Here is a 19461-nt window from a genome sequence, read left to right on the forward strand (position 1 = left end):
CCCTTTGAATAGCCTGGCCGTCCCCCCGGACTTCCAACTTGGACAGCCCTAGGTGCATTCGTAGTGGGATGATAGGTGGAAATTGCGATACGATGCGCGGCGAAAAAGCTCATGGCGGTCTGCGTTCGTTCGCCTCGTGGTTCTGAATGAAACTCGATACGCCGCTAGCCCCGCCAATCAGCTCTTCTAGACGGCAGCTACTGAGCTTTTCCGCTTAAAAACCAGCACGTCCGCTTCCCACCATTTTCCGCCATGGCGGCTCCCGCCCCAATGGCAGACTCTACCGCGACAATCTATCGAGAAGAGCGATACGCTCATGATCCTTCGCGCGGCCGAACCTTTCGAACATTGCTCGCAATTCCCAGATCTCGGGAACGAATAGGGTGGCAGACTCCACGCGGATTTGTTGACGGGTCGCCGGCTTCATGGGACGCCAGACTCCATCCAGCTCTCGCAGCATGAAGTTAGCCATGAACTCCACAACCAACGGGCACTCCGTCCACTGGCCGAAAGCTTCGGATCGAAAGCGGGGATGATCCGACGGGGGCGCTTTCCTAATCCCAACGCGCGAAAAAATACGGCGTGCGTCGGAAACGCTCACCATCACGTCCACGTCAGAAACCGTGATAGGGTGCGCGCCGTGGATCGCTGCAGCAGCGCCAGAAATAATCCACCATGGATCGCGAGCCTCGGTCATCAGCGATGCTGTGGCAATGACGGTTTTTTGCAAAGCGGCAGACAAGGGCGGCATCGGTTTGCGGATGCCGGAAAGCCATAGGGGTCGCAAGCATTGATCCCGTGATACCTCGAGCTTCGCTGCTTATGTCGGCTCTCCACCAATTTCAGTCGCCGACAGGGCTCGTCGAGGGTCTGTACGGCTGCGTCTGCTTTTGGAGAGGTCAATCGCGTCCTTGGATGTCCGACTTTGGGCGCGCTCCTGCCTGGCGCCCCTGCCCTCCTCCGCGCGACCGTTACCGCCCCAAGAGCTGACGTTTGTCGCGATGAGGCAAGTCGAGCGACTTACGCCAGAGGAGCATCAGCAAATGGCTCAACCGTTCGCCAAAAGAGACGGAAACGGCGCCTCGATCATTTGAGCGCAAAGAAAGGGACGCCCGCTCAACCGGTACCCCTTACCTGATCGGCTCCACCAGGGGAGCTTGGAATATGGTTTTGTTGAAGGACAAGGTAGCCGTCGTCACCGGTGCCAGCTCGGGGATCGGGCGAGCGGCAGCAAAACTCTTTGCGACTCATGGCGCGTCCGTGGTGCTGGTCGCCAGGCGGCAAGCGTCTCTGGAGAGGGTCGTTGCTGAAATCCAGGGCCAAGGTGGCCGCGCACTCGCAATTGTGGGTGACGTTACGGAGGAGCGTACCCATGGTCATGCCATCGATGCGGCGCGCTCAACCTTCGGCGGCTTGCATATTGCGTTCAACAACGCCGGACTGGTCGGAACCATGGCACCCCTGGCAAATATCTCGCTTCAGCAATGGTCAGAGGTGCTCATGACAAACCTCACCGCCGCTTTCCTGGGCGCCCGCTCGCAGATCCCGGCGATGTTGGAAGAAGGCGGTGGGACGCTCGTCTTCACCGGCAGCTTTGTTGGCAACAGTGTCGGGCTACCAGGCATGAGCGCTTATGGCGCTGCAAAGGCGGGGCTTCTAGGGCTCGTCCGCAGCATAGCGGCTGACTATGCGGCTGCCGGTATCCGCGCGAACGCGCTGCTACCCGGAGGCACAGCGACCGAAATGGCTGGCGACGCGGCCCAGCAGGCGTGGGCTGCTGGTCTTCACGCGATGAAGCGCATTGCTCGACCCGAGGAGATTGCCCAGGCCGCTCTGTTTCTCGCCAGCGACATGTCCAGCTTCGTCACAGGGTCGGCTCTATGGGCAGATGGTGGCAACTCCGCGGTCAAGCTCTAAACCACCTCAACTTGGGCAATCCAGCCCATCGACACTCCCGGTCGCAGAATGGGCGGCTCTGAAGCTTTGTACGGCGATGATCCTCATGGAACTTCCCGTTCCAGAATTGCGTCCCGAGTGGGAGGACCAGGCATTATCGTTGATCGATGATGGTTAGTTCGCCTCTCTTTACGACATTGAACACGGTGGGAAACGTCATGGTTGAAGCGTGTGATCCTTGGTGGATCATCGGGAGCGCAGCCGTCGCCCTGCATAGCGCTGACGCGGGCGATGTTGCGGATGTGGACGTGTTGTTGAGCGTCGCCGACGCACGAAGCATCCTGCGCACGATCGGCATAGACCTTAAGCCCGGATCGACGCACGCTGCATTTTGGTCCAGCATTTTCGGTACGTGGACCGGTTCGACAGCGTTACTAGTGGAGTTCATGGCGAGTTTTTGCCATCGGCTCGGTGAGGCTTGGCAGCCGATTCAGCCCGCCACACGGCACTGCTTTGATGTGGGTGGCACGTCTGTCTTTGTCCCTGAGAAACCGAGTTACATGCAATCCTGACCGCATTTGGCCGGCCAAAGGATGTAAAGCGCGCCCGTGAACTCGCGGCCGTGGTGTAGAAGCTTCCCGTTTAAGTCTTTTACGGCGGCCGTTACACTGCGGCGCAGGGTTTTAGCCGTTGGGGATCAGGCCGGCAGCCCTGAGATGCGTAACGGCAGATCGAGCCACAGGCGCCGTTACACCGTTGCTGAGCAAAAGCTTCATTGAGCGGGCGTTGCCTTGGACGGATACCACGGCATGGCTCGCGACCCACCATGACCGATGCGTTCGCAAGCCCGGTACCTCCATGGCATCGATCGCGCGGCCCAATGAAATCAGGACCATCTCCGAGCGCGTGGACCGATGCACCCGAACGTAGTGGTCCTCCACCTGCAGTGCCAGCACGTCTTGCCCCAGTCGGGCGATGATCTCATCAGCCGGCGAGAGCGCGCTATTTTCTTTTGCAGCCCCTGCGGGGCGGCGTAACGCGAAGCCAATCGCTGCCATGCCAACGACCCCGATCGTCGCCGTCTGCGCGAACCATCGAAGAACCGACAGGTCAAACGACCGCAATTCGGGCCACAGCAAGAATGCCACCGCGCGCGTCGAAAGTGCTTCCGGGATGCTGGCGAGCAGTGTCGCTCCAACCAGCGCCAGCCACCATCTCGGCGACCCACACACCGTCAGGGCGGAGACGATCCTGTACGCCGAACCATAAAGGATTAGCCCCAGCAGCATCGCGCCGACCCAATAAGCAAGGAGCCGAACCGGGCCGCCATTCATGTAGCTGCCGAACGGTCCCATAATCGCCAACAGAACGCCGACTGCGATTGTCATGCCGGCCCAGCGCATCGGCGTCGCCGTGCGGTGAGCTGTGGGATCAGGCGAGGTTGGGCGTATCACGTCCTCTCCTATCGCGGGCGAGCCGCCAAGCGAAGCCCATTTGCCGACTGGCGAACCCATTCACCCATTCACGAAATCGGGCTTTCGAGGGTGACATCAGGCGGCCAACAGACTCCAGTTCAACATGGAGTTCAATCATGCCGATACGTCTTTTCCTTGCCGCCTTGTTTCTCATCGTCGTCATGCCACCGGCGAACGCTCAATCTGCGCAAGTCGGTTTCGAGCGGCAAGTGGCAGGGGATGGCATCGAGCTAGGCGTCTGGTACCCGGCTTCTGGCACGCCCTCTCACCAGCGGCTGGGGCTTTACGCACAGGATGTCGTGCCCGGCGCAGTCGTCGCCGAAAGCCCGCATCCCCTGATCGTGATCTCGCATGGAAGCGGGGGTGATTTCGCTGGCCATGTTGATACCGCGGTGGCGCTTGCGCGCGCCGGCTTCATCGTCGCCGCCTTGACTCACCCAGGCGACAATTGGCGCGACAGCAGCCGGGCCACCGAGGTCGAGCGGCGCCCGGCTGCGCTCAGCGCCACTATCTCGTACATGCTGCAGGCGTGGCACGGACACCACGCCATCGATAAGGATCGTATCGGCGCGTTCGGCTTTTCGGCGGGCGGGTTCACCGTCCTTGCCGCCGCTGGCGGGACGCCGGACCTTACTCGTCTTCCTGCCCACTGCGCGGCACATCCCGCTTTCTTTGATTGCACGCTGATCAAGGCGCATCCTCCGACCGTGTCGACGTCATGGCCCAAGCTGCGCGACGATCGCATCAAAGCGATCGTTGTTGCCGCGCCCGCCTTGGGCTTTACCTTTACCCCCGCCAACCTTGCCGGCGTTCGCCTACCGGTTCAACTCTGGCGCGCTGATGAGGATCACGTCCTTCCCGCGCCATTCTATGCGGATGCGATCAGGGCTGCGCTACCACGCAAGCCCGAATTCCACACCGTTCCGAGTGCCGGTCACTTCGATTTTCTTACTCCCTGCGCAGTTCCCACCGCAGCTCCGATTATCTGCCAGAGTGCACCGGGGTTCGACCGCGCAGCCTTTCACACAGCGTTCAATACGGCCGTGGTGAACTTCTTCGCGTCTCACCTGGGTGCGAAGCGGCGCAGCTGAGTGCGTTGCAGCCGGCTTCCTTTCTGGCACGGGATCGGGAGCCGGCCAGGCTAGCGATCAACACTGTTTAGGCGACGCTCTATGACGTCAGCTAACCTCTGTATGGCTTCCACAAGCCGAGCGTCCGCTTTCCACCACTTCCAGCCGCCGACCGCGAGGATTGAGGGGCCGCCGTTTGCGTCCGCTTTCAGGAAGGTCGAACGGCCCCCTGAATGTCCGACTTTGGGCGCGCAGGTGCCCTGTCCGTCAATCACTCACCAGTAGACATCTACTCCATCGCGTGGTGATCGGCCTGCCCCCTTAGATCGCTATCAACGCTCCGATTACTTAGGTCAAGAAGGCGGCACTGCGTGCACTTAGACAGACCTAAGCCACTTGGGGCGTCTCGGATCGCACGATTCGTTGTCGTTTGCTGCCGCCGAAACCCAGGGGGGCAGCCGTTTGCCGAAGTGATCGAGGTCGACGATGTCCATCGCTTTACCGCTTGCCAGGGAAAGACCGGCATAGCGTGAAATGGTTAATCAGCTGCGACGGGGTGCCTGGCCATTGGACGCAGCGTCCCACTCTTACTGGTGTACGTCCACTCCCGTGCTCGCAGCCGCACGAAGACCTCGTGGAACACGATCGTACAAGGTTGCCGCGAATTGGGGACAATTAAGGTGCGTGCGGTACTTCTCCCTACCTCGTCGATCACAAAGTTGCCATGTTAAAGGGATACCGCGAGTACTTGATCGGGAGGGAATAATGGTGCGTTCAGAGTTGGTGAGCTGCCTGCTTCAGGAGAATGCGAGCCTTGCAGCTGCAGAGGTAGAGCACATTGTTTCAATCTTCTTTGATGAGATCGTCGGGCAGCTTCGCAATGGTGGTCGTGTGGAACTGCGCGGTTTTGGCACCTTCTCGGCGCGAACGAGAGATGCCCGGACCGGGAGAAATCCACGTACCGGAGAAGCTGTCGAGGTGGACTCGACGAATGTCCCCTATTTCAAGCCTGGTAAGGAGATGAGGCAGCGCTTGAACGCGTAGGCACCGTCGGCGGGTTTCCTGTTCCTAGGAGCACCACCGCCTTCGCGCTTGTAGCTGATCGGCTGGGATGGGCTGGCGAGGGATGGGTCAGGCCCGTGGCGGCAACCAAGGCGGCTCGAATGCTAGCTGTCGGAGCGGCAAAGGCGATAAATTTTGGAGTTTCGCCACGTCTACCAACTTAATCCTGTGATCGCTGCGGGCAATAAGCCCCTCCCGTTCCATGTCTCGGATCGTTCGATTGACATGCACCGACGTCAGACCGAGGAGGTCGCCCAGCACTTCCTGCGTAAGTGGCAGGTCGAAGGCATCGTCTTCTACCAATCCAAGCGGCGCGAGCCGCGCGCGAAGGTCGAGTAGAAGCCTGCTCAACCGCGCCCTTGCTGATGCGTGGCCGACTGCCGCGAGCATATCTATGAGACTGAGCCGCTCAATCTGGACCGCCATGGTGAACAGGGCTGCCACGCGCGGAGCAAGCGTGTAGAGATCGCGGAACCGAGTATATGGAACATACGCGGTCACGGCGTCCGTGATGCACGTCAAGGTGTGGGCAGCCGTCTGGAGGGCCATGCTCGGCGTGCCTAGGATGTCGCCAGGCAAATGCACTTTCTGAATCAGACGCCTGCCACCGCGGAGCACGATCGACGACGAGATCCACCCCGCATTATGAAGGTGAAAGCCGCTGAGTTGGTCGCCTTCCCGCTGGAATGTTTCGCCGCGTCGCCTCTGGGTCTCTATGGGACCAAGCTCACGCAGAGCGCGTTCCTCCAGGTCAGTCAGGTTTGCCAAAGCTCGATATCTGTGAATCGGATAAGGCACCGGTCATCCCTGTTTGACGTTCGTCGAGCAATGCGCCGCCAGCAGCTGTATGCGCCAAAGCGCAAGCTACCTCCCTGTGTCGAGGGGCAGATTTCAGAACTGATATTCATATATGCGCAGGATACAACTAGCCAGCGGCAGTCGGGCCGCCATCTCCAATGGTGCATGAGACCGCCGAGTCACCGAACCGTCGAGGGGCGAGGGGGTTGGGATTGGTGGAACTGATGCCTTCGGCTTTCCCTTCCTTCGGCCCCTCCAAGCGCAGCATCGGAACATCAGCAGAGCACAAGGAACTGCGAATAAGGCTCAAGAATTTCCGCTTAGAGGGATCGCACGACAGCCTTCTGACGGCGGGAAGTGGGCGCGCTGCTGCCTGGCGCCCCTGCCCTCCTCCGCGCGACCTTTACCGCCCAATCCCGGTCATTAGATAAACTTAATGCGTTTTTTGGAGCGGACTAGCCAAAACGCTTTCGCGCCAGGCTCGAAGCGCGGCGGCCGCGCGGCCAATTATCGAACTACGTGCTCCCGGACCGCCGCGACACCTTGAAGAATGTTGTCGACTACGAACTTCGGTGCTTCGTGCGGCAGGCCATGGCCAGCCCGTTCGGCGACGTTCTGATGCGCATTGGTCGACAGCGACAGATATCCGCGCTGCATTTGCTGCGTTGCGTCTTCCAGCTTGACGGCAAGCGGCTCCGACAAGCCGGGCACCATGCGGAAGCGCGGGCTGTGCGTAGCGATGATGACCGGCTTGCTGCCAAGCGAGGTGAGGAGATGCGCCTGCCTCGCGCTTGCCCGCATATCCAGCCGTTCTTCGTTTTTGCTGGGATCCGTCTGCATACTGATAAGAAAGGAGCGTGCCTCGGTGACAGCCTTTTCCTCGCCCTGGGCGGGCGCGGGCAACAGCGTTAGCCATTTCGAAAATTGATCGGGATGCGTCGTAGACACCAGCACGAGCCCGGCGGTGTCGGATGGATATTTGGCGGCGAACACCTGCGCGTGGAGCCCGCCTACCGAATGGCCGACCAGAAGGTAGGGCCCCTCTATCCGGGCGGAGGACAGTGCGGCGTGCAGGTCAGCCGCGCAATCGAGGCTGGAGCGCGACCCCGCTGGTGCCGGATCGCTCCCGCCGAGACCGGCGCGATCGTACAGGCAGACTCGCGTTGTCGAGGCCACTTGGTCCGCGATTGCGTTCCAGCCCGGGTCTTCGACAGGTGCCGTTCCCATCCCGGCGTCGATCACCACGGAGGGACTGCCTGCGCCCTTGCAGGCTAGCCGTATGGAGCGCCCTCCTACATCGAAACGGCCGTCGATCGCCTTATCGTCGCTGGTAGCAGCTGTTGCGGGCGAGAGGAGAGCAACGCAGGCGATGAGCTTTGCCACAAGAGTCTGGTGCATGCCGGTTCCCGGTCGAAAGCAAAAACATAGGCGGCTGCACGGACGCATGACAATGCTCACATTCGAAGACCTTTTTGCGAAGCTGCCTGTCGGCAAACTATTACTTCCAGCCGCCGACCGCGAGGATCGAGGGCCCGCCGTTTGCGTCCGCTTTCAGAAAGGCCGATCGGCCTCCTGAATGTCCGAGTTTGGGCGCGCAGTCGCCTGGCCTCCCTTCCCCTTCCCCTTCCGGCGGCTCCCGACCAACTCAAGCCGTTTCCATCAGCGGGTGGAAACGACCGTGCCAGCCGCAAGCGGCCATCGGCAGCCCTAAACGCTCCACCGGCATTATCGCCCTGGAATCGTGATTCCGAACTGGCGGCCCCCCTCCCAATTGCTGATGCTCCCGTTGTGTGGTCGATAAAGCTCATGAGGGAGAACTCTGACTACAGAGCGCTGATGCATGGGGTCTGCGTCGGCCATGGCTGGTGTGGCGGGGGGCGCCAACAGCGTGCCAGCGCATGCAGACGATCTCGTCCCGCAAACGGCCTTGTAAGCGCTGAACAATTTGTGATCTGACTGCTCCAAGCGGCACGCATCGATCTGCAGTCAGGTCTGCCAATAGTAGAATAATCATCATACGATTCTATGGGTTCTATAAACGATATAATCGACGTGATTGCATCATTTTTGAAGTAGGATGTTGCATTTGTGCCAAAGATGCGAAGTTGGATAATGGCTAATCCGGTAAATAGAGTCGATAAAAATTTGCACTTATATGTCCGATTCATCAGTATCGAACATTTTCGTGCCGTTCTGTGGATGGGTGTTTAGGAAAATTTATCGAAGATTGTGGCTGTAGCTGCGTTGACGGCGGAAGGGCGGTTACGTGGCAACCCTGCCGAATGTCTTAGCGTGCCGCGCGCAGGGGCATGATCACGGAAACGCAAAGTCCGCCGTCAGACGGTTGCGTGCGTTCAACGCGAGCGTCGATCTGAGCGACAAGGGCATCGAGTATGCGGCCGCCAGTGCCCGATGCCATTGTTGCGGACGTACCAATGCCATCATCTTGCACCCTCAAAGCCAAGTGATCCGTGAAGGAGACAAGGGTGACGACGATGGATCCACCCCTGGTGGGGAATGCATATTTCAGCGCGTTGATGATGAGCTCGCTTGCAATAAGCACCAGCGCGCGGCGGGCGTGGCTGGAAAGCCATTGTTCCGACACGAGGCAACGGAGTCCGACAGGTTGCGGATGTTGACCGAAGAGCGTTACGAGCCCTTCCCCGATCGCGACGAGAAGCGCGGCACAAGGTGTTGACACGCCGTCCGGCTTTTCTTCCGCGAGTGCCGCATAGGCAGCCGCCAGCTCGCTAGCGATTTGTGCATTCTTCGTGTTGTCGCAGGATTCGTCGATCGGCGATCGGATGCGCGTCAGTGCCGACGCCAGTTGCGACAGGTTTTTTGCGCGGTGCGCCGAGTCCTCGGCCCATATCGACGGGTGGGATTGCAACCCGGCAGCGTCGTCTGAAAATAATGGAGGTGTAGGGCTGAACAGATGGACGAGCGATCGTGACTCGTTCCGCGTGTAATCTATCGCGGGTCGGGAGGTTTCAGTCTCTCGGTTCATCGACGCATACCCCCTGGAGGAGGCGCTTAAAGTACATCGAACGCGGATCGAGTTCATGACGAGGATTAAGATCGGGCAGGGGCCCGAACAATTATTCGCTTCGCTTCAGATCGTTCCTACGTCCGGTGCCGCGAGGCGTGAAGCGCTCGCGAAACCAGCGCGGCATCCGAAGGGAACCAGGCACGCCTTCTCGTCACGCCGTCGGCGCATCCCGCGAAGCCGGCATCTTCGCCCGAAGGATGAGCGCGGCGATGGAAGCCGTCACCCGCTCCGGAACGCCATAATGGAGAAAGTGGCCCTGGCCTGAGACCAGGCGCAGCTCGGCCCCTGGAATGTCCCGAGCGAGACGCTCAGCATGCTTTCTGGGAAAGGTCACCAGATCGCCTTCGCCGGCCATGATGATCACCGGCAGTGCAAGTTCGGGGTAGCGGGGTGCGAGCGCCATCGCTGCCGGTATCATCAGCGCGCCTTCCGCCGCAGCTGCGCGGATCTGCGACGGGCGCAGCGCAAGTCCGGCCGGGAAATCGGCCATCTTGTCGGAAACCGGCGCCGGCGCGAAGCTCGCCTTCAGCGCGATCGGTCCGGTGAGCAGCCCGGCGATTGGCGAGAGCGTCATTGCCATCAGATCCCCGACGACGGGAACCGCCGGCAAGGCCGCGGGCAGGACATCGGGCCGGATCGTGCCGTAATAATAGCCCGAGAGGAGCACCAGCCCCCCGACGATCTCCGGGTGGTTCAGCGCCAGCGCCAGTGCGACCATGGCGCCCCAGCTGTGCCCGACCACCACGGCGCGCTCCACGCCAAGCTGCACCAGCGCACGCGCGATGACGTCCGCTTGTGCGGTCGGGGTCCACAAGGTGGACCGTGGCCGGCTGCTATAGCCGAACCCCGGGCGATCGAACGCCAGCACGCGGTGATGTTCCGCAGCGAGCCCGAGAACGCCGCTGGCCTCGAAGTCCTGCAGCGTCATGCCGTTGCCGTGCAGCAGAACGACGGCCGGACCCTGACCGCGCTCGACATAATGGAGCCGCGTTCCGTCAATGTCGACGAACGCGCCGGCAGGCGGCGTCTTGGCTTCGGCGCGGCGCGCCTGGATGCGATTGATCACGGCGCTCCCCACCAGTGCGGCGGCACCTGCGCCGAGCGATCGCGCGTGCCGGGCAACGAAGCTGCGACGTGCGGGCGTGGCGGCCGCGGCGCGCATCCGCGCGAGCTTCTTGTTGGGTTTCCGTGTCATGCGAAATGAACCATTGTGCAGTGCACAAAGTTGCACGCTTCTTCCGCCTTATACGGAGTCGCTTTCAGGGGGCGCAGCGGCTCGGGGAGATCGATCCTCTTCAGCCGCGTGTCGATCCAAGTGTGATGGCGGGATGAAGCTCGCGCGCCGTCGCCGGAACTTCCGGCTTCTTCCGATCGCACGCCGCTGCCGACCCTGCTTCCGCAAAGGAAACCAGGCGTCCCGACTGGGCATCCCACAGGACGAGCCGCACCGACCTCACGCTTTCAGCGAAGCCTAGACGGTTGAGATCCGCGAGTTCCGGTCGAGCGGCAAGGGCTGCCGGAAGACGGTAAAAGGGTATCCTGCTGCACAGTTGATGGAGGTGATGCAGCCCGATATTGGCCGTGAACCACCGCAGGATCGGCGGCAATGTGTAATGGGAGCTGCCGAACAGCGCAGCTTCCTGGAAGCTCCACGCCCTGCCGGATTGCCAATAGGTGTGCTCGAACTGGTGCTGGACGTAGAACAGCCACACGCCCACCGATGCCGCGATCAGGGTGATCGGCAGCTGGATGGAGAGGAACGTCCAGAAGCCCACGACATGGATAAGGCCGGCACACGCGGCCAGCAGCGCCGCGTTCGTACCCAGTGTGCTGATCCACGGGCGCCACCCGGCGTTCATCAATCCGATAGGCAGGCGGTGCTGCAGAAGAAAGACGAAGGCCGGCCCGAGCACGAACAGGGTGAAGGGGCTGCGATACAGGCGATATCGCAGCCGTGCCAAGCGTCCCAGGCTCGCGAACTCCTCGACCGTCAGGGTCGTCACGTCGCCGAAACCGCGCCGATCGAGATTGCCGGTGCCGGCATGATGCAGGGCGTGGGTGCGCCGCCAATATTCATAGGGCGTGAGGGTCAGCACGCCGATGCATCGGCCTACCCAGTCATTGGCGCGCCGCCTGGTGAAAAAGGCACCGTGGCCGCAGTCATGCTGGATGAGGAAAAGGCGCAGCAGAAAGCCGGCGGCGGGAACGGACAGCAGCAATGCGAGCCCGAAGTGGATGTCCAGGGCAAACCACATCAGCAGCCAAAGGAGCATCAGCGGCACCGCGCTGACGAGCAATTCCAGCAACCCGCGCCGGCCATCAGAGGTACGGAAGGCCGTCACCTTCCGGGTGATATCCTGTACGTCGATATATGGCTGTTCGGCACTGGCATCGGCCGGGGTTGCGCTTCGCGCGGGTACGCCTGAGTGCATTTGGGGAAAACGTGCCTTCGGAAGGTCGGAGGGCTGCGACCGGCTTCGATGTTGTCAGGTCGGCCGGCCGGAAGGACTCAATGAACGAACGCCACGACACAAGGATGCTTTCGCGGGCGCGCCGCGTTATCTATGCCGAACCCCTCTCGCCCGGCAAGACACCGCCCAAATGAAGCATGCGGCTGCGGCCCGAATTGTTCAGGGCCCAGTGTACCGATGGGACGGCGTCGACGCTCTGCCGGATGCGTTCGGAATATCGATTTTGCCATTTCGCGATGGATGTCGGCAATTACGGGATCGCGCCAGGGCTAGGCGCGGGGAAGATCATTGCTCAAGCTGGCACGGATCATGTCGAGCAACATGATCGACGTTTGCCGCGTCTTCGCATCCTCGCCGCGTTCGAAGGCGATCTCTTCCTTCACGTCGGTCGCGGTTTCGACGATTTCGACTGCATCGGCCAGGCTGATCACGGACCGCGCGACCAGTCCGTGGAGGAGGCTTTCGACAAGGAGCATCGCCGCCTGGCCGTGGGCGTCCGGGGGATCAGCGCGTCGATCCGCACAAAGATTCTCATTGTCGTTGGTGTTTCCGGCCATGGCGTCGCTCCTGCGCAGGCGAGAGCGTCGCGTCTCTCAGCCGCCGGAGCCTGAAGGTTGGGGCCGACGATCAGACAGGCATACGCCACCTGCCGTGGATTGCCATCACTAAGATCAACTTTGGACTATAACTTTGAGCAATATCCATGGCGATGGGGACGTGGGACTATGCAGGATGACGAACCGCTTCATCGACAAGCTGTCAGGCTTCGGGTCGCTCAGCCAGTCGGACGTCGATGCGCTGGCGGCCGCCACATCGCGGGCACGCAAGGTTGCGGCGCGAACGGATCTCATTCGCGAAGGCGATCGGCCGGGCCCTGTCTTCGTGATGCTGGAGGGCTGGGCCTGCCGCTACAAGATCCTGCCCAGCGGCACGCGCCAGGTGCTGGCATATCTGATGCCTGGCGATTCCTGCGACCTGCACGTCGGGCTGCTGGCCGAGATGGACCACGGCATCCAGACAATAACGCCGTCCGTGGTCTCCACGATCGATCGGCCGCAAATGGACATGATCCTCGACAACCACCGCGCCGTGGCGAAGGCGATCTATCTGGCGCAGCTGGTGGATGAGGGCACGATGCGCGCGTGGATCACTAGCATGGGCCGGCGGTCCAGCATCGAACGCGTGGCGCATCTGATGTGCGAACTCTATCTCCGGGCCAGGAACATAGGGCTGACCTCGGACGCGCAGTTCGCCTTGCCGCTGTCGCAACTGATGCTGGCGGACTCGCTGGGCATGACCCCCGTGCACCTCAACCGGGTCCTCAAGGAGCTGCGGCTGTCGGGCACGATGTTGCTCCAGCGCGGTAGCCTCGTCATCACCGACCCGGCGAAGCTGATCCAGATCGCGGGCTTCGACGAGAACTATCTCCACCGGCGCCTGCGCAACGCCGCCTAGGCTGGGCCGGGGATCGGCCTCCGGGCGGGCTTGCGCGCCGCCCGGATCCCTCGTGCCGGAGGTCGGCCGGTTCTCAGGGGCGCAGGACCACCTTGATGACGCCGTCCTGCTTGTCGCGGAACTTCTTGTACATTTCCGGCGCCTCTTCGAGGCTGGCGGGGTGCGTCACCACGAAGCTCGGGTCGATATCGCCCGCCTCGATCCGCGCGAGCAGCGGCTTCGTATAGGCCTGGACATGCGTCTGGCCGGTCTTGATCGTCAGGCCCTTGTTCATCATCGCGCCGATCGGGATCTTGTCGCCCATGCCGACATAGACGCCGGGGATCGAGACCGTGCCGCCCATCCGGCAGCTCATGATCGCCTCGCGCAACACGTGCACCCGGTCGGTCGCGAGGAAGGTCGCCGCCTTGACCTTGTCGACGACCGAATCGACCGCGCCGTGGCCCGAGGCTTCGCAGCCGACGGCATCGATGCAGCTGTCCGGGCCGCGTCCCTTGGTGCGGAACTGCAGCTCGTCATAGACGTCCTCGACCTTGCTGAAGTCGATGGTCTCGGCACCGCCGGCCTCGGCCATCGCCAGGCGCTCGGGGACTTCGTCGATCGCGATCACGCGGCCGGTACCCAGCATCAGCGCCGAGCGGATCGCGAACTGCCCGACGGGTCCGCAGCCCCAGATCGCGACCGTGTCGCCGGGTTCGATCTGGGCATTCTCGGCGGCCATGTAGCCGGTAGGGAAAATGTCGGAGAGGAACAGCGCTTGCTCGTCGGTGACGCTGTCGGGCACCTTGATCGGGCCGAAATCAGCCATGGGCACCCGGAGATATTCCGCCTGTCCGCCGCAATAGCCGCCCAGCATATGGATGAAGCCGAACAGGCCGGCGGGCGAATGGCCCATCGCCTTGATCGCCATCTCGGCGTTGGGGTTGGTCCGCTCGCAGGCCGAGAACAGGCCCTTGCGGCAGAAGAAGCAGTCGCCGCAGCTGATCGTGAACGGCACCACCACCCGGTCGCCGATGTTGAGGTTGGTGACCTCGGCGCCCAATGCGACCACGACACCCATGTTCTCATGGCCGAGGATGTCGCCCGCTTCCATCGTCGGCTGGTAGCCGTCGAGCAGATGAAGGTCGGAGCCGCAGATCGCGCAGGCCGTTATCTTGATGATCGCGTCCCGCGGATGTTGAATCTCGGGATCCTTGACGGTGTCGACGCGAATGTCGCCTTTTCCGTGCCAGCATAATGCGCGCATAGCCATGTCCTTTAGAACTACTCGGTCTGGCCAACGGTTCGGCGATGCGAAAGACCCGCACATAATGCGATCGACAGGAGGATTATCGACTAACGTTCGTTTAGCGGACATCTGCTTGCATTTGCGAAACGACGATCCGAAGAACGGGACTCATTCGCCCCTGTTCATGTTGGCGAAGCGGTCATCAATGGCGCGTGCGAGCTGCTGTGTCGAATAGGGTTTCTGCAGCAGGTGAAAACCATGGGCACCTTCTTCCGCGAGGATGTGGCTGTAGCCGCTCGCCAGAATGACGGGGAGCGTTGGGTGGGTTTCGCGAAGGCGCTTGCCCAGCTCCAGACCACCCATGCCCGGCATCACCACGTCGGAGAAAACGACATCGAAACCGGCGCCGTCCGGCCCCAGGCGATGCAGCGCATCCTCTGCGCTGCACACGAGCAGCGTGCGATACCCGAGGTCATCCAGCGCCTCGCGGGCGAAGCTGCCCACTTCCTCATTGTCCTCTACGATCAGGATCGACAGACCGGCCTCGCGGACGGCGGCTTCCTTCGTGCGCGGCGCCACCTCGGGTTCCGCGCCAGGCTCCGCCTGCGGGAGGTACAGGGTAAAGGTGGTGCCTTGGCCGGGCACGCTCTCGACAGCGACGTCGCCGCCGGATTGCTTGGCGAAGCCGAACACCTGGCTCAGGCCGAGGCCGGTGCCCTTGCCGACCGCCTTGGTGGTGAAGAAGGGCTCGAACACGCGCTCCAGGATGCCTGGCTCGATCCCCGCGCCCGTGTCGATCAGCGAAATGGCGGCGAAGTGACTGTCCGACGCGGCGTGACCGCGAATGACGGGCTTCGGTACCGAGCAGGCGAGCCGGATGGTGAGCTGCCCATCCCCCGCCATCGCATCGCGCGCATTGACCGCCATGTTGACCAGCGCGGTCTCGAACTGGCTGACGTCGGCGCGCACGATGCAGGGGATGTCGGGGAGGTCGAGGGCGATCGCGACCCGCTTGCCCGTGACCGAGTTGAGCATGTCCGCGACCGTGCGCAGCCGCTCGCCGACTTCGAACGCCGCGGGGTTGAGCGTCTGCCGCCGCGCGAAGGCGAGCAGTTGGCCGGTCAGCTTGGCCGCGCGGTCGGCGGTGTCCCCGATCGCCTCGACATAGCGCGCGCGCCGTTCGGGCGGCAGGTCCGGGCGGCGCAGCAGGTCGACCGAGCCCCGGATCACCGTCAACAGATTGTTGAAATCGTGCGCGACCCCGCCGGTGAGCTGGCCCACCGCATCCATGCGCTGCGAATGCCGCAGCGCTTCTTCGGACGCCATCAGCTCGCGCGTCCGCGCCTCGATCCGGTGCTCGAGAGTCATGGCGAGATCGCTCAGCGCCGCTTCCCGGTCGAGCCGCTCGCGGCCGATCGAGAGGAACCGGGCGAAGCTTTCGAAGAACGAGATCGCCTCGCTCTCGAACCGGTCACGGCTGGTAGAGACGAACGAGATCACGCCGTAGAGCGTGGTGTCCGATTGCACCGGAAAGCCCGCATAGGCTCGCGTGCCGTTGCGCCGGCTGATCTCGGTACGCGGATCGGTCGATTGCTGGACATGCTCGAGGATCAGCGGCGCGCGCTGCTCGGCGACCAGTCCGCATAGCGGCACGTCGACCGGGCAGACGTCCGCCAGCCATGCCCGGGTCTCCTCCTCCACGCCGGTGGACTGGAGCAGCCGCATCCGCGAGCAATCGTTGTTGAGCAGATAGCTGTAGCTCCGGTCGTAGCCAAGGCTTTCCGCGCCGCTCGACAGGATTTCCTGCAGCACCTGGTCGGGATCGTCGGAGGACAGCAGCCCGGCCGAGGCGCGTGCGAGCAGGTCCAGCCGCTGCTCGCGCAGGCGCTCCTCGGTGCGATCGCGCAGCACCTTGACGAAGCCGATCACCGTGTCGTCCGCGTCGCGGAGCGGCGTCATCTCGCCCTGCGCCCAGAAACGGCTGCCGTCGGCGCGCAGGTGCCAGCGCTCGTCATTGCCATGGCCGACTTCGAGCGCGCGGGCGATTTCGTGCGCCGGGCGCCCGATCGCGCAGTCCTCGGGCGTGAAGAATCGCTCGATGGTAGCACCCAGCATGTCCGCCTCGCGCCAGCCCAGGATGTTCTCGGCGCCGGCGTTCCAGCGAGTCACCCGGCCTTCGCAGTCCATCGCGATGATCGCGAAGTCGGTCGCGCTGTCGAGGATCTGGCGGTGCCGTGCCTCGCTTTCGCGCGTGACGTCGTTCGCCCGCGCGCGCGCCGATGCCTGGTCGGCCTGTTCGAGCTGGAGCGCGATCAGCCGGGCGAACATCTCGAAGGTCGGCAGGATCTCGGGCCGGTTCAGGTCCTGCGGCTTGGGATCGATCGCACAGAGCGTGCCGAAGAAGCGGCCGTCGGGCAGCACGATCGGCACCGAGATATAGCTCTTCAGCCCGTACAGCGCGGGCGTGGGGTGGGTGGCATAGACGGGATCGGCGTCCACGTCGGGGATCACGACCGATTGGCGGTGCTGCCGGATCTCGTGGCAGATCGTCGTCTCGAGCTTGAGTGCATCGCCGGGCTGGAGGCCGAAGTTGATCTCGTCCCGTACGCTGCAGGCGACCCAGTGATCGTCGGTGACGCGGGCGATCGCGGCGAATCCCATGCCGGTGATGCGGCAGACGGTGTCGAGCAGCGTCGGCACCACGTCGAACGCGCCGATCGTGGCGATATCGGCGGCTATCGGTTCGGGAAGGGAAGGATCTGCCACCATCATCGCTCTTTAACGCGCCGCGCCGCTTTTGGCAGGGGTCCTTTGTCGATGCTGTGTGTTCTAGCAAAATGACAGCTTCCACAATGCCTTATGCTATCGCGGTCGATGATGATCCTATGATCCTCCTCGATGTCACGGGAATCTTGGAGGATGCGGGCTTTCGCACCTACGAAGCCGATCACGGCGATGCGGCGCTGACCATGCTGCCGGGATGTGCGGACAACGTGATCCTGTTGTTCTCCGACGTGGACATGCCCGGGGGGACGAACGGGTTCGCCCTGGCGCGCCATGTTGCCGAACACTATCCGTGGATCGAGATCGTCATTGCGAGCGGCCGCGTCGCGCCCGGACCGGGGGACATGCCGGAAAAGGCGACTTTCATCGGCAAGCCCTTCACTGCGGCGATGGTCCATGCCCACCTGCGCGACACGCTGCCGGACGGCAAAAAGCCGGAGCCGCTGAAAGCAGCGATCTGAGGCCAGTCGCCACCTGAGACGGTAATGTGGAACGCCATTGGGTCATCGACGAGATTTGGGGAGCGCGGCGTACCGTCACTCCCCCGATTCTGCTACGCGATGGCGACCCGTGCGCGGTTCCGCCGCAGTGCGGTCCCCAAGGGGACAAAGCCGAACAGCAGCATAACCCAGGTCGTGGTCTCGGGTACCCCGGTCGGCACTGCAGTGCCAGCCCCCGGTCGGTGGGGCACGGACACGATGATGCTTGGTTCGGCGTCGCTGGTCCGCACTGAGCGTCGAGCAGGCAGGCCCACGCTTGGCAGTCCCTCTCGGCAAGGACATGCGCAACCGCAACGTGCGGCTCTGCACTGTCTCTGCGGGTTTTCAGACAGGAGGGCGCCCTCTTTTGCCATTTAGTGAACGATGATGGCCGCGCCTAACCTGGGTGAACAGACTCGAAGATTGCGCTTCGACCCCGGATCACCATATTTTGTGCGCCGCAGCATAGTTGCGACCCTGACGCTCCCTAGAGCTTATTTAAAGGACGCCACGATGCCTGGTCTCGCCGATACCCTTGCCCGCCTTACAGCCCTGCGCGCCGCCACCGGCCCCGCCACGTCCACGGAACCCGGCCGGCTGGCGCCACTCGGCGAATTCGGGCCGAACCCCGGCGGCCTTGCCGGCTGGAGCTATCTGCCCGCCGCACTGGCCGACCGCCCCGCGCTGGTGGTGGTGCTTCATGGCTGCACTCAGAATGCGGCGGGCTATGATCGCGGCTCGGGCTGGTCGGATTGGGCCGATCGCCACGGCTTCGCGCTACTGTTCCCCGAGCAGCAGCGCCAGAACAATCCCAATCTCTGCTTCAACTGGTTCGCGCCTGAAGACAGCCGCCGCGGCGGCGGCGAGGCGCTGTCGATCCGCTCGATGGTCGCCGCGATGGTGGCGCGACACGGCATCGATCCCGCGCGCATCTTCGTAACAGGCCTTTCGGCGGGCGGCGCGATGGCGTCCGTGCTGCTCGCCACCTATCCGGACGTGTTCGCCGGTGGCGGGATCATTGCCGGCCTGCCCTACGGATCTGCAACCTCGATGCCGCAGGCGTTCGAGCGGATGCGGGGGCAGGGTAGTCCGGACGCGGCGGGGCTGACCGCGCTCGTTCGCGATGCGTCGCCGCACCAAGGCCCGTGGCCGATCGTGTCGGTGTGGCACGGGACGGGCGACGCGACCGTCGCGCCGTCCAACGCGGGCGCCATCGTCGCGCAGTGGCGCACGCTGCACGGTCTCCCCGAGGCACCGACGCGCAGCGACCGGGTCGATGGCTATCCCCATCACCAGTGGGCGGACGGCGAGGGCCGCATCTTGCTCGAGGAATATCAGATCACCGGCATGGGCCATGGCACCCCGCTCGACACGGCCGGCGCCGAGGGCTGCGGCAGCAGCGGCGCCTATATGCTGGAGACCGGGATCTCCTCGACCGCGCATCTCTGCCGCTTCTGGGGAATCGCGGACCCGCATGCCCCGGTGCAGACGGTGGACGACACGGCGCGCGAGGCCCACGCAAGGCCGGAACCAGCCCTTCCGGCAACGCATATGCCGCCCATGCCTGTGCCAGTAGCTTCCACGCAAACACCGACCACACGGGATATCGCGGGCGTGATCGAGGCGGCGCTGCGCGCGGGCGGGCTGATGCGCTAGGCGGAGGGCGCCGCTTAATTGGCGGCGGGGGGTAGGTT

Annotated in this window: 17 protein-coding genes; 7 read left to right on the plus strand and 10 right to left on the minus strand. The window is 63.0% G+C overall.

Annotation, left to right across the window (positions count from 1 at the left end; genetic code table 11):
• Positions 1-280: 280 nt before the first annotated feature.
• Entirely contained in the window at positions 281-742 is a 462-nt protein-coding gene (locus tag RT655_RS19495; RefSeq protein WP_313540343.1) for a hypothetical protein, read from the minus strand.
• A 422-nt stretch (positions 743-1164) separates the two neighbouring features.
• On the opposite strand from RT655_RS19495, the gene RT655_RS19500 reads away from it, so the two are divergent.
• Both RT655_RS19500 and RT655_RS19505 read left to right on the plus strand, forming a co-directional pair.
• On the plus strand, positions 1165-1917 hold the full coding sequence (locus RT655_RS19500) for an SDR family oxidoreductase (RefSeq protein ID WP_313540346.1): 753 nt from the start codon (positions 1165-1167) through the stop codon (positions 1915-1917).
• Positions 1918-2063: 146 nt separating this feature from the next.
• A complete protein-coding gene (locus RT655_RS19505) occupies positions 2064-2468 on the plus strand; it encodes a hypothetical protein (protein WP_313540349.1) in 405 nt (134 codons plus the stop codon).
• Between the two features lie 111 nt (positions 2469-2579).
• On the opposite strand, the gene RT655_RS19510 is transcribed toward RT655_RS19505, so the two are convergent.
• Positions 2580-3284, minus strand: a complete 705-nt coding sequence (locus RT655_RS19510; protein WP_313540351.1) for a LytTR family DNA-binding domain-containing protein — start codon at positions 3282-3284, stop codon at positions 2580-2582.
• 203 nt (positions 3285-3487) lie between these two features.
• Here RT655_RS19510 and RT655_RS19515 point away from each other — a divergent pair, with 203 nt between their 5' ends.
• Positions 3488-4462 carry a prolyl oligopeptidase family serine peptidase gene (locus RT655_RS19515; protein ID WP_313540353.1) on the plus strand — a complete coding sequence of 325 codons (975 nt, stop codon included), beginning with the start codon at positions 3488-3490 and terminating at the stop codon, positions 4460-4462.
• Positions 4463-5206: 744 nt separating this feature from the next.
• A complete protein-coding gene (locus RT655_RS19520) occupies positions 5207-5485 on the plus strand; it encodes an HU family DNA-binding protein (RefSeq protein WP_313540355.1) in 279 nt (92 codons plus the stop codon).
• An 87-nt stretch (positions 5486-5572) separates the two neighbouring features.
• On the opposite strand, the gene RT655_RS19525 is transcribed toward RT655_RS19520, so the two are convergent.
• The 6 genes from RT655_RS19525 to RT655_RS19550 form a co-directional block, all read right to left on the minus strand.
• Positions 5573-6271, minus strand: coding sequence for a Crp/Fnr family transcriptional regulator (locus tag RT655_RS19525; protein WP_313540358.1), 699 nt, complete (start codon positions 6269-6271; stop codon positions 5573-5575).
• Positions 6272-6808: 537 nt separating this feature from the next.
• Entirely contained in the window at positions 6809-7699 is an 891-nt protein-coding gene (locus tag RT655_RS19530; protein WP_313540361.1) for an alpha/beta hydrolase, read from the minus strand.
• Between the two features lie 889 nt (positions 7700-8588).
• A complete protein-coding gene (locus tag RT655_RS19535) occupies positions 8589-9308 on the minus strand; it encodes an ATP-binding protein (protein ID WP_313540364.1) in 720 nt (239 codons plus the stop codon).
• A 193-nt stretch (positions 9309-9501) separates the two neighbouring features.
• Positions 9502-10545: an alpha/beta hydrolase gene (locus tag RT655_RS19540; RefSeq protein ID WP_313540367.1), complete on the minus strand. Its 1044-nt coding sequence runs from the start codon at positions 10543-10545 to the stop codon at positions 9502-9504.
• 100 nt (positions 10546-10645) lie between these two features.
• Positions 10646-11692, minus strand: coding sequence for a fatty acid desaturase (locus RT655_RS19545; protein ID WP_313540369.1), 1047 nt, complete (start codon positions 11690-11692; stop codon positions 10646-10648).
• Between the two features lie 398 nt (positions 11693-12090).
• On the minus strand, positions 12091-12378 hold the full coding sequence (locus RT655_RS19550) for a hypothetical protein (RefSeq protein ID WP_313540372.1): 288 nt from the start codon (positions 12376-12378) through the stop codon (positions 12091-12093).
• Between the two features lie 175 nt (positions 12379-12553).
• On the opposite strand from RT655_RS19550, the gene RT655_RS19555 reads away from it, so the two are divergent.
• The gene (locus RT655_RS19555; protein ID WP_313540375.1) at positions 12554-13276 is read left to right on the plus strand and encodes a Crp/Fnr family transcriptional regulator; all 723 of its coding nucleotides are present in this window, start codon (positions 12554-12556) and stop codon (positions 13274-13276) included.
• Positions 13277-13349: 73 nt separating this feature from the next.
• Here RT655_RS19555 and RT655_RS19560 read toward each other — a convergent pair whose 3' ends face one another.
• Entirely contained in the window at positions 13350-14522 is a 1173-nt protein-coding gene (locus RT655_RS19560; RefSeq protein ID WP_313540377.1) for a zinc-dependent alcohol dehydrogenase, read from the minus strand.
• Between the two features lie 150 nt (positions 14523-14672).
• Positions 14673-17270 (minus strand): GAF domain-containing protein, encoded by a 2598-nt coding sequence (locus tag RT655_RS19565; RefSeq protein WP_313540380.1) that lies wholly within the window; start codon positions 17268-17270, stop codon positions 14673-14675.
• 86 nt (positions 17271-17356) lie between these two features.
• Between RT655_RS19565 and RT655_RS19570 the strand changes: the two genes are divergently transcribed.
• Both RT655_RS19570 and RT655_RS19575 read left to right on the plus strand, forming a co-directional pair.
• On the plus strand, positions 17357-17749 hold the full coding sequence (locus RT655_RS19570; RefSeq protein ID WP_313540418.1) for a response regulator: 393 nt from the start codon (positions 17357-17359) through the stop codon (positions 17747-17749).
• A gap of 531 nt (positions 17750-18280) precedes the next feature.
• Entirely contained in the window at positions 18281-19423 is a 1143-nt protein-coding gene (locus tag RT655_RS19575) for a PHB depolymerase family esterase (RefSeq protein ID WP_313540383.1), read from the plus strand.
• The last annotated feature ends 38 nt before the right edge of the window (positions 19424-19461 follow it).

Origin of the sequence: Sphingomonas sp., assembly GCF_032114135.1 — a bacterium.
Lineage (GTDB): Bacteria > Pseudomonadota > Alphaproteobacteria > Sphingomonadales > Sphingomonadaceae > Sphingomonas.

Bases quoted from the DNA above. Each gene is read 5' to 3' on its own strand.
- RT655_RS19500 (WP_313540346.1), top strand. From the start codon at position 1,165: ATGGTTTTGTTGAAGGACAAGGTAGCCGTCGTCACCGGTGCCAGCTCG.
- RT655_RS19505 (WP_313540349.1), top strand. From the start codon at position 2,064: ATGATGGTTAGTTCGCCTCTCTTTACGACATTGAACACGGTGGGAAAC.
- RT655_RS19510 (WP_313540351.1), bottom strand. From the start codon at position 3,284: ATGACAATCGCAGTCGGCGTTCTGTTGGCGATTATGGGACCGTTCGGC.
- RT655_RS19515 (WP_313540353.1), top strand. From the start codon at position 3,488: ATGCCGATACGTCTTTTCCTTGCCGCCTTGTTTCTCATCGTCGTCATG.
- RT655_RS19520 (WP_313540355.1), top strand. From the start codon at position 5,207: ATGGTGCGTTCAGAGTTGGTGAGCTGCCTGCTTCAGGAGAATGCGAGC.
- RT655_RS19530 (WP_313540361.1), bottom strand. From the start codon at position 7,699: ATGCACCAGACTCTTGTGGCAAAGCTCATCGCCTGCGTTGCTCTCCTC.
- RT655_RS19535 (WP_313540364.1), bottom strand. From the start codon at position 9,308: ATGAACCGAGAGACTGAAACCTCCCGACCCGCGATAGATTACACGCGG.
- RT655_RS19540 (WP_313540367.1), bottom strand. From the start codon at position 10,545: ATGACACGGAAACCCAACAAGAAGCTCGCGCGGATGCGCGCCGCGGCC.
- RT655_RS19550 (WP_313540372.1), bottom strand. From the start codon at position 12,378: ATGGCCGGAAACACCAACGACAATGAGAATCTTTGTGCGGATCGACGC.
- RT655_RS19555 (WP_313540375.1), top strand. From the start codon at position 12,554: ATGACGAACCGCTTCATCGACAAGCTGTCAGGCTTCGGGTCGCTCAGC.
- RT655_RS19560 (WP_313540377.1), bottom strand. From the start codon at position 14,522: ATGCGCGCATTATGCTGGCACGGAAAAGGCGACATTCGCGTCGACACC.
- RT655_RS19570 (WP_313540418.1), top strand. From the start codon at position 17,357: ATGCCTTATGCTATCGCGGTCGATGATGATCCTATGATCCTCCTCGAT.
- RT655_RS19575 (WP_313540383.1), top strand. From the start codon at position 18,281: ATGCCTGGTCTCGCCGATACCCTTGCCCGCCTTACAGCCCTGCGCGCC.